Raw genomic sequence first — 12,475 nt, 5'->3', positions numbered from 1 at the left:
GGTCCGGCTTCCGCGCGCGTGTCGCCGGAGAGCTCCGGCCCGGCGGCGTACCGGAATGTTCCGCTGGTCGCGATGATGTGACGCGCGGCGGATCATGTGGGCCGCGGCGGCCGAAGGCCCGGCGCCCGCCCCGCACTTGAGGACACCCGCCACACCCGCTACGTGAGGAGCAGCATGACAACGGACGCCCTCCCCGGCACCGACGACCTGCGCACCCGTGCCAGGACCGCCCTCGACGCGATCGGCGTCGCCCTGCCCGAGGGCGGTGACCTCGCCGCGCGCACCCCCATCACCGGGGACGACCTCTTCGGGCTCAGGGCCGGTACGCCGGAGGAGGCCGGGGCCGCCGTGGCCGAGGCGCACGCCGCGTTCCCCGGCTGGCGCGATACGCCGGCGCCGCAGCGCGGCGAACTCGTACGCAGCCTGGGCGACCTGCTGCGCACCCACCAGGAGGACCTGGCCGAACTCGTCACCGTCGAGGCGGGCAAGATCCGCTCGGAGGCGCTCGGCGAGGTACGGGAGATGATCGACATCTGCGATTTCGCGGTCGGCCTCTCCCGGCAGCTCTACGGCCGCACCATCGCCTCCGAACGTCCCGGCCACCGCCTCGCCGAGACCTGGCACCCGCTCGGCGTGGTAGGCGTCGTCTCCGCCTTCAACTTCCCCTGCGCGGTGTGGTCCTGGAACACGGCCGTCGCCCTGGTCTGCGGCGACACCGTGGTCTGGAAGCCCTCCGAGCTGACCCCGCTCATCTCGCTGGCCTGCGCCCGGCTGCTGGAGCGCGCCGCCGAGGACGTGGGCGCTCCGCACGCGGTGCACCGGCTGCTGCTCGGCGACCGCGCGGTGGGCGAACGGCTCGTGGACGACCCCCGGGTCGCGCTGGTCAGCGCCACGGGCTCGACCCGCATGGGCCGTGAGGTGGGGCCGCGCGTGGCGGCGCGCCTGGGCCGCAGCCTGCTCGAACTGGGCGGCAACAACGCGGCGGTCGTCGCCCCTTCGGCCGACCTCGACCTCGCGGTGCAGGGCATCGTCTTCGCCGCGGCCGGCACGGCAGGGCAGCGGTGTACGACGCTGCGCCGGCTCATCGTGCACCGCGACATCGCCGAGACCGTCGTGGAGCGCCTCACCGCCGCGTACCGCAAGCTGCCCGTCGGCGATCCGTCCCGGGAAGGCACGCTGGTCGGCCCGCTGATCTCGCCCGCGGCGCTGGAGCGGATGAACGCGGCGCTCGACCGGGTACGGGCCGAGGGCGGCGAGGTCCTGGCGGGCGGCAACCGCCGCCTGGCGGAACAGGCTCCCGGGGCGGCCTATGTGGAACCCGCGCTCGTCCGCGTCCCCGAACAGAGCGACACCGTGCGCGAGGAGACCTTCGCGCCGATCCTCTACGTGCTCACCTACGACACCTTCGAGGAGGCCGTCGCGCTGCACAACGGCGTGGCGCAGGGCCTCTCTTCCAGCATCTTCACCCGTGACCAGCGGGAGGCCGAGCTGTTCCTGTCCTCGGCGGGCTCCGACTGCGGCATCGCCAACGTCAACATCGGCACCTCGGGCGCGGAGATCGGCGGCGCGTTCGGCGGCGAGAAGGACACGGGCGGCGGACGCGAGTCCGGCTCCGACGCCTGGAAGTCCTACATGCGCCGAGCCACCAACACGGTCAACTACTCCAGCGAACTCTCCCTGGCCCAAAACGTCAGCTTCCTGTGAGAAGCCGGTAGTTGGGCCTGCCTCATCCCCCGGCTTCCGCGCCGCCTACGCTTCCGGCATGGACGAGAGAACGCACGTTCTGCGGATCAGACCGGGCGGCCCTGACGACGTACAGCCCGTGCTGCACATGCTGGACGCCGCCGTGGCCTGGATGAACGCGCGCGGCAACACCGAGCAGTGGGGCACGGTCCCGTACTCGCGAAGGCCCGGCGGAGTGGAACGGGTCGAGCGCTACATGACAGAGAACGCCCCGTACCTCGCCGAGTCGGACGGCCACCCCGTCGGCGTCCTGGTCCTCGACAGCGGCCCCAGCCCGTAGCTGCCGGTCGAACCGGCCGGGGAGCCCGAACGGTACGTCCGGCTGCTGGTCACCGACCGCCGGTACGCGGGCCGGGGCATCGGCGCCGCGCTGCTCGCCCACGCCGCCGAGGAGACCCGCGCGGCCGGGGTGGATCTGCTGCGGGTGGACTGCTGGGCGGGCGGCGGGGGCGAGTTGGTCGCGTTCTACGAGCGCAACGGCTTCGCCCCCGCATGCCCCTTCCGCTCGGGCGACTGGCCGGGGATGGTGCTGGCCCGGCGGGTCGGGGCGGAGAACGCTGGTTCTCCCCTGCCCTGAGGGCGCTGCCGGACCGGAGAACGCTCGTTCTCCGCCGCTCTGAGCCCCGTTGCGGGTACGCCCGCGGGCCATACGCGCACCCCGCCGCTCCAGCGCGGTGAGGCGCGCCATGGGCAACGTGCGCTCCGGCCCCGGCATCAAGTGCTGCGGCCCTCTTGCGCAAGGTTGCCGTATCGGTCACAAACGGAAGGGAATAGCGCCAGTAACGCTGTGACGTGGAATTCGTTCGGCCGATTGTGTCGCGTCAACTGTCGCGCTCTGGGCAGACTTTGATGACACTTCGACCCGCCGAGGAGTCCCATGGCCTTCTTCGCGCTCTCAGTCCATCACCCTCTGAGGCTGTTGTCCGCGACCGACCTCGCCGTGGAGCACGACGAGCTCCACACCGAGGTCCAGCACCTGCACCGCGCCGTCTCCTCGCACGCCACCGTCGACCAGGCCATGGGAGTCGTCGTCGCCCTGGGGCAGATAGCTCCCGAGGAGGCCTGGCGCGTCCTGCGGGACGTGTCCCAGCGCACCAACGTCAAGCTGCGCACCGTCGCCGAGCACATCCTGCTCTTCGCCCAGGGCACGCCCATGCCCGAGCCCGAACGCGGCGAACTGTCGAAGGCGATCGCCCGCTACCGCGCCTGCACCGGCCCCTCCTGAAGGGAGCACTCCCCGAGGGCCGCGCCTCCCGAAGGCCGCACCTCCCGATGACCGCGCTTCCCCATGGCCGCACTCACGACATGACCGCACTCACGACGATCCACGCCCACGGCCCACCGGAGTCGTCGTCCGCGCCGAGCGCTGCCCGGTCCGGCCCCACATGCGACCGGACCGGGCATGCCCGCCTCCCTCGGGTGCCCCGGGCGCACGCCGTGGAGGCTGCGCCATCGGCTGTCGCTCGAACCGGTGACGCTGCCCTCTGACTACCCCCTCATGCCACGGACACTCCGGGCGATATCGGCCGCGTACCGACGGGCCGCTTCGGCCTCGTACCGAAGCCCAACTCGCCATCTTCCGCCGCCCGTTCGCCCCGCAGATGCGCATGCCGTACGCGGCCGACGCACACCCGGCACACATTCGCGCAGGCTCCGCGCCCCCGCTGCCCGGCCGAAACGCCGCGTGTCCCCGCGCGCGGGGCGGGCACCCGGGCGCCATGGATGCGAGCCACCCCCTGAGCGATCAGACCCCGGCCCTGCTCACCGAGGGCTACGCCTGGCTGCCCAACCGGATGCGCCGGGCTCCGGGCCCCGTGCTGCGCACGCGGCTGCTGGGCCGTACCGCCGTGGCGCTGCGCGGCCCCGAGGCGGTGCGGTTCTTCTACGACGAGGAGCACGTGCACCGCCATCGCGCGGTGCCCGGGCCCGTGCTGAGCACGCTGTTCGGGCACGGCGCCGTGCACACCCTGGACGGCGCGGAACACCTTGCCCGCAAGGAACTGTTCCTCCCCCTGCTGGAGCCCCGGACCGTCGCCGCGCTGAGCGAACGGGTCGGCGAGGCATGGGACGAGGCCGTGCCGGAGTGGACGAAGCGGCCGCGGATCACCCTCTTCGACGAGGCGAGCCGAGTGCTCACCCGCGGAGTGCACCGCTGGGCCGGCGTACCCCTGGACGACGCCGAGGCCGACGCGACGGCCCGCGACATGATCGCGATGGTGGACGGCTTCGCGACCCCGGGTCCCCGGCACTGGCGCGCCCGCCGGGCCCGCGCGCGCCAGGAGCGGCGCCTGTCGTCGCTGGTACGGGAGGTACGCGCGGGCACCCGTACGGCGCCGCCCGGCTCCGTGCTGGAGCGCGTGGCCCAACACCGCGGTGCCACCGGCGAGTTGCTGGACCTGCACACCGCCGCCGTGGAACTGCTCAACGTCCTGCGGCCCACCATCGCACTGAGCTGGTTCCTCGCCTTCGCGGCGCACGCGCAGCACCGCTGGCCCGAGCACCGGGAGCGGCTGCGGGCCGGGGGCGGGTTCGCGGGCGGGCCGGCCGACGAGGCCGGAGGCGCGGACTTCGCGACCGCGTTCGCGCACGAGGTGCGCCGCTTCTACCCGTTCGTACCGTTCCTCGGCGGCCTCGCGGCCAAGGACATGTCCTGGCACGGCGAGGACATCCCGGCGGGAGGCCTGATCCTGCTCGACGTGTACGGGCAGCACCACGACACGCGCCTGTGGGACGACCCGTACGCCTTCCGCCCCGAGCGCTTCCTCGGCCGGACGCCCGAACGGGACGAGCTGATCCCGCAGGGCGGCGGCCTCCCGGAGACCGGGCACCGCTGCCCCGGCGAGAACATCGCCGTCGGCCTGCTGGAAACCCTCGCGACACGCCTGGCCCTACTCGACTGCCACGTACCCGAACAGAACCTGTCGATCCCCCTCCACCGGGTACCCACGGGCCCGCGCAGCGGCGTCCTGCTCACGGTCGGGGGAGCCGCGGCCTAGGTACCGATGCGGGGCGAGCGATAGCCCCCGTTCGATGGCCCGAATTCAGCGCGGGCTGGCGTCCTCGCCGGGGCTGTCCTCGCCCCAGCCCTCGCCGTACTGCTCGCGCCAGCGTCTGATCCGCGCGTTCTTCCAGGCCATCGCGCGCTCGATCTCCGCGGGGCGCAGTCCGGTCAGACGTGCCAGGCGCCGACGGGAGAGGCCCTGCGGATGTGCCCGCAGGGCCCGGGTGATCTTTCCGGCGAACAGTTCCTCGTCGAGGAAGGGCCGTCGCCGGTACTCCTCGCGCAGCTCCTCCAGATGCCCGGCTGAGCAGGCCACCACCAGCCGCAGCCCGTCCTTCGCCGGATCGTGCGCGTGCACGGCCGAGGAGTCGGGGACGAGGTCCAGGCAGGCGTCGCCGCCCAGCAGTTGTCCGCAGAAGTCACAGATGTCCGCGGCCTGCTCGCTCCCGCCCGGTTCCATGCGGGAAAACTACCCCGCAGCCGGAGCCGGATCACTGCATCATTCAACTGAATCGGCGGCGCCCCCGCGTACCGGCGACGCCCCGCGCGCGGTCACCCCACGGCGCCACCGCGTACCGGCTCCCGCTGCGATGCGGACGCCGTTACGTGGCCGAGGCGCGGCAGCCCTCGTGCCCCCACCCGGCGGTCACCTTGGTGATCTTCTCGCCCACCTCGTAAGGGGAACGGCACTGGCCGCAGCGGCCGGGGAACTTGGCCTTGATTACGGGCGCCGAACCGCCCGACGACTTGCGCGGACGCGACTTGCGCGGGGCGGCCGCGCGGGGCTTGTCCTCGGTCTCGGGACTCGGCTCCGGCACCTCGGTGGCGCCGTGCGAGGTGCCCGCCGGCACCTGTTCGGAGGCGGCGGTGCTGGCGGCCGAGTCGGCGATGGCGTTGAGCGGGTCGCCGTCCACCTGGTGCGCGAGAACGTGCTCGAACACCACGTCACGCCCCTGGAGCAGGGTGTCGATGCGCACCACGAGCTCCTTGTTGGCCACCGGCTTCTTCGACGAGGTCAGCCAGCCGTTGCGCTTCCACCCCGCGATCCACTTGGTGACCGCGTTCATCGCGTACTGCGAGTCCATCCGGACCTCCAGCGGCACGGCGGGATCGGTGGACTCCAACAGCTCGGCGAGCGCGGTGAGTTCGGCGACGTTGTTCGTGTTGCGGCCCAGGGGCCCCGCCTCCCAGCGCTGCGGGGTGCCCGCCGGATCGGCGAGTACCCAGGCCCAGCCCGCGGGTCCGGGATTGCTCTTGGCGGCACCGTCGCAGGCCGCGACCATACGTTCTGGCATCCCTCGATCATGCCAGGTCCGCGGGGGTGCTCGGCGACAGGTGCGAGCGGCTGGGGCTGGGCTTGCGGGTGCCGGAACGATGACCTCAGCGCGCGGTCCCGCCCTCCTCCGCCTCTTCATCGGGCACCCAGCGCAGTACGTCGCCCGGCTGGCAGCCGAGGGTGCGGCAGATCGCGTCGAGGGTGCTGAACCGCACGGCCTTCGCGCGCCCGTTCTTGAGCACCGCGACATTGGCGGGCGTGATGCCCACCGCCGCGGCGAACTCCCCCACCGACAGCCCCCGTCGGGCAAGCTGCGCGTCGAGGTCGACGACGATCGCCATCAGACGACCGCGGCCATCTCGGTCTCCAGCGCGGTCGCCTTGCGGAGCAGACCGCGCATGACCACGAGGAGCATCGCGAACGCCGCCCCCACCGCGGCGCAGGCCAGCGCCGCGCCCAAGGCGCTCTCGACGTCCATGCCGCCGCCGGGCGAGGGGAGGGAGGCCGTGGCGAGGTGCCCGCCGGCGCCGAGCGCCAGGAGCGTGGCGACCACGGAGGCGGCGATCAGTACGTCGACCCAGCGGAACGCCGAGGGCGTGAAGAGCGCGTCGCGCCGGACCATGGCCAGCAGCATCCATACGGCCACCAGGCCGACTTGGACGCACGCGACGCCCAGAATCGCGAGCGCCGCATAGGGCACGGCGTAGGGCGCGTACGGCGGGAAGCTGTCGACCTCGCCCGCCACCGTCCCCGGAATGACCACGATCTGACCGAAGAGGCACAGCAGGAACGCCGCGACGGTACCGGCCCTGAGGGCCCCTGTGATGTGTCGGTGCATATATCGATTATCGATAGACACCTATCGTTTTTCAATAGGCACGGGCAGGCGCGGTCAGGCCCGGGAGGGCCGGTGCGACGGTTGGCGCGGCGGCCCCCTCGCGCTTGCGACCCCGTGCTCCCGGCTCCTTTCCGGAAGCGTGGACAGCCTTGCCCGGCCTCTGCGACGGTGGCGAGAGGGGAGCGACGACGGGGAACGGGGACGGGACATCAACGGGGACGAAAACGACAGGTTCTTCCTGAGAAGGAGGGGCGCCACAGCACCCTGAGAAAGGGGCGCGGAGTGAGGCAACGCACCACGGGCCATGCACCCGCCGACATCGGGCAAGCGCCCACGCGGAACGACGCCGCCCCGGAGGACATCCCCCCGGAGGCCACGCAGTTGCGCACCGAGAACCACCAGCTTCGCCGGGCCATGCGGACCCGCCCCGTCATCGACCAGGCGCGCGGAATCATCATGGCGGTGGCGCACTGCTCGGCCGAGGACGCCTGGCGGGTCCTCGTCGAGGTGTCGCAGCACTCGAACACGAAGCTCCACACCGTGGCCGAGGCCCTGGTGGACACGCCGGAAGGCCCGCCTCTGCCGGAGCAGCTCCAGCGCGAGATGGACCGCGCCGTACACCGCCGCGCGCCCGCCGCCCGCAAGTGAGGCGCGCGGGTGCGTGAGTGACGCGGGAGCGCCGGACCGCGCACACAACAGGCCGGCCCGGCACTCCCACGTATGTACGCCGTCACCGCTGGTCAGACGGCATGATGCGGGACCCTCACCAGATCTTGCCGACCCACTCCGGGTGGTCCACGAAGGGGTTCCGGTTGTGCTGGTACTTCTCGTAGATCACGCTGTTGCGGTTCTTCTCGAAGTCGTCCGGCGGGTCCTCCTCGCTCCACTTCTTCAGCACGGACAGCTTCCCGATGGCGGGGGCCGAACCGTTGTCCACCTTGTCGTTGGGCTCCAGATCGGGCGCGCCCTCCTGCCCGTCCCAGCGCACCGCCATGTACAGGATCATGCGCGCGACATCGCCCTTGACCGCGTCGCGCGGCTCGAAGGAGTCGTCGTCGGTGCGGTTGCCCGGCGCCCCTTCGACCTCCTCGCCGCCGTTGTCGAAGTCCTTGTTGCCGCGCGTAGAGTTGACCGACACGTCGGCGGGGCGCAGGTGGTGCACGTCGGTGCCGGGGCCGGGTGAGGTGCCGAAGTCGCCGTGGCTCTTGGCCCACACGTGCTCGCGGTTCCAGTCGTCGGCACCGCCGCCGTTGGCGTCCTTGGACTCGGAGCGCCCCGAATAGAGCAGAATGACGTTGGAGCTCTTCTTCGGGTCCTGGTCGGTTTCCTTGAGCGCGTCCCAGACCTGGTCGTAGTTGAGGGTCTTGACGTTCTCGCTGATGATGCCGTGCAGCGCCTTCTTGAGCTCGGCGCCGGTCTTGCCCTCGGCATCCTTGTAGTAGTCGTCGTACGCGGCGCTGCCCACGCCCTGTGAACCGGCGCTCTGCCCCGCCTCGTCGGTGCCCCGCGCGTCGTCGGGCGCGCTCGTGACGGCGGCCGACAGCGGTGCGGTGAGGGCGAGCAGGGCCACCCCGGTCAGGGCGGTGGGCCATATTCTGCGGCGCAGGGCCGCGGGTATCGGAGCCATCGCGATCTCCTCTCCCCCGGGGATGTGACACCGCACCGCCGATCGGTGTGGGGGTGCGGGCGGTGCCGACCGGTGGAACTCCGGCCACACAAGAGCCTGACACCCGCACCGCTCACACGTTCACCGAAACACCAGAACGTCACAGGAAAGATGCCGGGGAGACGCGCGGAGTCGAGGAGAGGGCTGCGAACGGCGTTGCCCCGCAGGGCAGTTGGTCACGCGCCGCCGTGCTCCGTGATCTGTTTCGTGTTCGGCGCTGTCGTCCTCCTGTCAGCCGAGGTCGGCCTGCCGTCAGTCGAGCCCGGCCTGTATGCGGGTCCGCGCGGTGGTCACGAACTCGTTGATGGCGGCCCGGGTTTCGTCACGCCGATGATCGAGGCGGGTCCGGTCCTCGGCCTTGTTGAGCCCGTCGATGCCGTAGAACGCCGTGTCCGCGAGCCGCGTCAGGGTGTCGTCGTCCGTGAGCATGTGCACGCGGAACAGCGCCTCTTGAGCCTGGCTCCGAATCTCGTACGAACTCTTCCGTGCTGCGTCCGGGTCGTCCGGCGGCGGCTGCTCGTTCTCGCAGAACCACCGGTGCACCAGGCTGCGGCGGTAGTTGATCAGTGCTCCGGCGAAGGTGCTGTAGGCGTCGAGGCGTTCCTGCCGCAGCTGCTCACGCCGGGCCAGGTGCGCGGCGCGGCCGGCCGTGCGCTGCTGGGAGTAGTGGGTGAGGGCCGCGCCGAGGAGCGTTCCGAGTACGGCTATGACGCTGGCGGCGATGGCTTCCATCCCGGCAGTCGATCACGGGACACCGGGACCACGCGAGGCCCGCTCCCCCGCGACCGCCTCCACTCCCGCATCCATATGCCCGCGTCGCCGAGCGGTCTCATCCGCACTGCCACGTCAAGCGCGCCTCCTCGAATCGGTTGGCGGCCAGGTCCTCGGGGCGGATGAGCCAATACAGGACGCCGCAGTCGCCCCACATCATGTCCGCGTCGTCGTCGGTGTCGAACTGGGCCAGCAGCACCCAGCGTCGGGCCTCCTCGGCTATGCGCGGATCACTCCAGGGCACGTCGCGACCCAGCGCGCCGCGGGCCACCTCCTCCTCGACCGCGTCCTGTACGTACTCGGCGTGCCCGCCTATTCGGTGCGCCGGCCCGCTGCGCAGATCCCACAGCGCGTCGGTGAACTCCTCGGAGCCCACGGGGTGGTCGTACCGCGCGGCCGGAGGCAGGCCCTCGAAACCGAAGGCTGTGTCCACGGCGGCCGAGTCGAGGTCGGGGGCGGTGGGTCCGCTGCGTACGGTCAGGGGCACCGCGCGGTAGACATACGCGTCGTCGGGTGCCTCCCGTTCGGGCAACTCGGCGTAGTGGCGCGGCAGATGCAGCACGCGTGCGCCGGCCCAGGTGTCCGGGTCGCCCGCGTCGACGAGGTGATCGGCCTCCTCGTCGTCGTAAGAGAAGAAGGCGAGCCAGCCGTCCGTGCGCAGCGGTATGTCCAGCTCGCCCACCGCCAGCAGCGCGGCGCAGTCGACGGCCGCGACGAAGGACAGCGGGCCGCATCCCTCCCACTCCGGCCACGCCACGTCCTCGGGGAGCCGCGGGAGCCCGCCGAGTTGGCCGACGAGCGCGTCGCCCTCCCCCGCCTTGCGCAGGTGGGCGGCGGGGCGCAGCAGCCGGAGCCACTGCTCGGCGATGTCGGCGGGGAGGTGCTTGCGGGCCAGGGCCGCGAAGACTTCGGGGGTGTCGGCGTCGACAGCGGTGGCGGCGCCCTGCTCTGTAGTCACGTAAGCCATCTTGCCGGGCGCCACTGACAATCGGGCTCCGGGCTCGGTGAGCTGGGGCGATGCGGCGGGCGGCGGGCGGCGGGCGGCGGGCGGCGGGCGGCGGGCGGCGGGCGGCGGGCGGTGCATGTTGTCCGCCGCGCGGTTCCTGCCACACGGCTCCCGCTGGAACCCCCGGCCGGCTGGAACGCCCCGCTGCTCGGCTCCCGGGCCTCCCTCCTCACGCTGGCGGTCAGACGACGACACAGTCGCTACGGGCGGCACAGTCGACTTGGACGACACCGTCGACACAGACAACACGTATGACGCAGGGCACAGGAACTCCTCCCCTCCCGCGGAGAGGGAAGTGGTTGTGAGGGATGTTGTGAGGAGTCCGGAGGACGACCTGCGCCGTCGCGTGCGCGAGGGGGACCGCGCGGCGTTCGCCGGACTGTACGAGGAGTTCGCGCGCGCCGTGTACAACCACGCGCTGCGGCTGACCGGCGACTGGTCGACGGCCGAAGAGATCATGTCCGAGACCTTTCTGAGCGCCTGGCGTACCCGTGAGCGCGTGCACGAGAACGGTGGTTCTCTGCTGCCCTGGCTGCTGGGCATCGCCACGCACAAGGCGGACAACGCGCGGCGCGGGCAGCGCAGACGCAGGCTTTTCCTGTCGCGTCAGCCCCCGCCCGAGGAAGTGGAGGACTTCGCCCCCGAGGTCGCCGGGCGCATCGACGACGCCCGGCGGCTGCGCGCCGTCCAGCAGGCGCTGGGCCAACTCCGGCGACAGGAACGCGAGGTGATCTCCCTGTGCGTGTGGTCGGGCCTGGACTACCGGGAGACGGCCGAGGCGCTGGGCATCGCCGTGGGCACCGTGCGCTCCCGCCTCTCGCGCGCCCGCAAGAAGCTGGCGCGCCTCACGGAGCAGGCGGAGCAGCACGTACACACGCACCAGGCAGACCAGACAGAAGAGGCGGATCAGGCCGGCCACCAAGGCCGCGCCCAGAACCCATCGGATACGGAACCGCGCACCGTCCGCGGAGAGAAGCAGAACAGGGCCGCACACGTGGCCCGGCCCGTGCGGGAGGAGCCCACATGACCGACGAGCACACCGAAGGGCGGGGGGACCGCGAGCAGTTGGCCCGTCTGCTGCCCGCCCCGGCCGAGTGGGACCTTCCGCGCGAGCGGCACCTCCATCACCAGGACGTACTGATGCGCCACATCGACGACGACCTGGCCGCCCAGGCCACCGAGGCCGCCGGGGCCACCGACCGGCAGACGGCCGGTGCGCCGCAGCCCGCCGCCCGTCCCGCCCGCCGGCTGCCGCGCCCCGCGCTCCTCCTGCCCGCCACCGCGCTGACCCTCGCCGGCGCCCTCACCGCGGGTGTCGCGCTGAGCGGCGGCTCCGGCCAGGGTTCGGGGTCTGGTGGCCAGGGCTCGGGGCTCGGCCAGCACGACACGGCCGCGGACATGCAGCCCGCCGCCGCGCTCCTGCACCGGATCTCGGACGCGGCACGGAAGCGCGATGACCTGCCCGTACGCGATGACCAATACCTCTACACACGGGAGAAGTCGCAGGGCGCCGAGCTCGCCAGCGGCAAGGCGGAAATGGAGCCGCTCAAGGAGATCGAGTCCTGGACCACGCAGAAGCAGGGCCGCGTGAAGCGGCCCGCCTACGTCCGCGAGGACGGCAAGATGAGCCACTCGAACGGCGAGCTCGGGGACACCGGCGGCACACCAGCGGGCATCAACAGGCCCACGTACCGCTGGTTCGCCTCGCTGCCCACGGACCCGGACGAGCTGCTGGAGTACCTGCGGAAGAAGACCCCGCACGCCGAGGAGCGCGGGCGCGATCAGGCCGTGTTCGAGCAGATCGGGTCGCTGCTGGGCAGCGTGATGCCGCCGCGCACGGCCGCCGCGCTCTACCAGGCGGCGGGGAAGATCCCCGGCGTGGTGCGGGCCCCGCGGGCCCATGACGCCATCGGCCGCCACGGCCTCGGCATCGCGCGCGAGGACAAGCCGCACGGTGTGCGGACCGAGTGGGTCTTCAACCGCAAGGACCTCTCCTTCCTGGGCTCGCGCAGCTACCTGACCAAGGACCTCCCGTACGGAAAGAAGGGAACGCTCCTGTCCAGCGACGCCATGCTGGAGAACGGCGTGGCCGACAAGCCCGGCGCCCGCCCCACCCAAAACCCCGACTCCCAACAGAGCTGACCTACCGCTCCCCTGCCCCGCTGCAGGAGGGC

At 72.1% G+C, this 12,475-nt stretch carries 13 protein-coding genes and 1 pseudogene; 7 read left to right on the top strand and 7 right to left on the bottom strand.

All coding sequences use genetic code 11. The features are described from left to right. Positions 1 to 174: 174 nt before the first annotated feature. The 4 genes and pseudogenes from amaB to ABEE00_RS04615 all read left to right on the top strand — a co-directional run bounded on the left by amaB (position 175) and on the right by ABEE00_RS04615 (position 4,739). The gene (gene amaB, locus ABEE00_RS04630; protein ID WP_345743921.1) at positions 175 to 1,704 is read left to right on the top strand and encodes an L-piperidine-6-carboxylate dehydrogenase; all 1,530 of its coding nucleotides are present in this window, start codon (positions 175 to 177) and stop codon (positions 1,702 to 1,704) included. 58 nt (positions 1,705 to 1,762) lie between these two features. Then, positions 1,763 to 2,320: pseudogene (locus ABEE00_RS04625) on the top strand (GNAT family N-acetyltransferase). 342 nt (positions 2,321 to 2,662) lie between these two features. Continuing rightward, positions 2,663 to 2,968 carry an ANTAR domain-containing protein gene (locus ABEE00_RS04620; RefSeq protein WP_345743920.1) on the top strand — a complete coding sequence of 102 codons (306 nt, stop codon included), beginning with the start codon at positions 2,663 to 2,665 and terminating at the stop codon, positions 2,966 to 2,968. A gap of 493 nt (positions 2,969 to 3,461) precedes the next feature. Beyond that, the gene (locus ABEE00_RS04615; protein WP_345743919.1) at positions 3,462 to 4,739 is read left to right on the top strand and encodes a cytochrome P450; all 1,278 of its coding nucleotides are present in this window, start codon (positions 3,462 to 3,464) and stop codon (positions 4,737 to 4,739) included. 45 nt (positions 4,740 to 4,784) lie between these two features. Here ABEE00_RS04615 and ABEE00_RS04610 read toward each other — a convergent pair whose 3' ends face one another. From ABEE00_RS04610 to ABEE00_RS04595, 4 genes are all read right to left on the bottom strand, one after another. Further along, complete coding sequence (locus ABEE00_RS04610) at positions 4,785 to 5,204, bottom strand: hypothetical protein (RefSeq protein WP_345743918.1); 420 nt, start codon at positions 5,202 to 5,204, stop codon at positions 4,785 to 4,787. A 142-nt stretch (positions 5,205 to 5,346) separates the two neighbouring features. Further along, on the bottom strand, positions 5,347 to 6,039 hold the full coding sequence (locus ABEE00_RS04605; protein ID WP_345743917.1) for a ribonuclease H family protein: 693 nt from the start codon (positions 6,037 to 6,039) through the stop codon (positions 5,347 to 5,349). Positions 6,040 to 6,124: 85 nt separating this feature from the next. Next, positions 6,125 to 6,361 carry a helix-turn-helix domain-containing protein gene (locus tag ABEE00_RS04600; protein ID WP_345743916.1) on the bottom strand — a complete coding sequence of 79 codons (237 nt, stop codon included), beginning with the start codon at positions 6,359 to 6,361 and terminating at the stop codon, positions 6,125 to 6,127. Then, a complete protein-coding gene (locus ABEE00_RS04595; protein ID WP_345743915.1) occupies positions 6,361 to 6,858 on the bottom strand; it encodes a DUF2975 domain-containing protein in 498 nt (165 codons plus the stop codon). Before ABEE00_RS04595 ends, ABEE00_RS04600 begins: the two co-directional genes overlap by 1 nt. A gap of 282 nt (positions 6,859 to 7,140) precedes the next feature. Between ABEE00_RS04595 and ABEE00_RS04590 the strand changes: the two genes are divergently transcribed. Beyond that, positions 7,141 to 7,506 carry an ANTAR domain-containing protein gene (locus ABEE00_RS04590; protein WP_345743914.1) on the top strand — a complete coding sequence of 122 codons (366 nt, stop codon included), beginning with the start codon at positions 7,141 to 7,143 and terminating at the stop codon, positions 7,504 to 7,506. Between the two features lie 115 nt (positions 7,507 to 7,621). Here the strand turns inward: ABEE00_RS04590 and ABEE00_RS04585 are convergent, their stop codons facing one another. The 3 genes from ABEE00_RS04585 to ABEE00_RS04575 form a co-directional block, all read right to left on the bottom strand. Beyond that, positions 7,622 to 8,485: an endonuclease I family protein gene (locus tag ABEE00_RS04585; RefSeq protein WP_345743913.1), complete on the bottom strand. Its 864-nt coding sequence runs from the start codon at positions 8,483 to 8,485 to the stop codon at positions 7,622 to 7,624. Between the two features lie 291 nt (positions 8,486 to 8,776). Further along, positions 8,777 to 9,256, bottom strand: a complete 480-nt coding sequence (locus ABEE00_RS04580) for a hypothetical protein (RefSeq protein ID WP_345743912.1) — start codon at positions 9,254 to 9,256, stop codon at positions 8,777 to 8,779. Between the two features lie 97 nt (positions 9,257 to 9,353). Then, entirely contained in the window at positions 9,354 to 10,262 is a 909-nt protein-coding gene (locus ABEE00_RS04575) for a YwqG family protein (protein WP_451918491.1), read from the bottom strand. A gap of 373 nt (positions 10,263 to 10,635) precedes the next feature. Between ABEE00_RS04575 and ABEE00_RS04570 the strand changes: the two genes are divergently transcribed. Then, entirely contained in the window at positions 10,636 to 11,328 is a 693-nt protein-coding gene (locus ABEE00_RS04570; RefSeq protein ID WP_345744065.1) for an RNA polymerase sigma factor, read from the top strand. Beyond that, positions 11,325 to 12,443, top strand: a complete 1,119-nt coding sequence (locus ABEE00_RS04565; RefSeq protein ID WP_345743910.1) for a CU044_5270 family protein — start codon at positions 11,325 to 11,327, stop codon at positions 12,441 to 12,443. Before ABEE00_RS04570 ends, ABEE00_RS04565 begins: the two co-directional genes overlap by 4 nt. Positions 12,444 to 12,475 lie beyond the last annotated feature (32 nt).

The sequence above is a fragment of the Streptomyces odontomachicola genome, assembly GCF_039605595.1.
Classification (GTDB): Bacteria; Actinomycetota; Actinomycetes; order Streptomycetales; family Streptomycetaceae; genus Streptomyces.
This window is presented reverse-complemented; position numbering and strand designations above follow the sequence as displayed.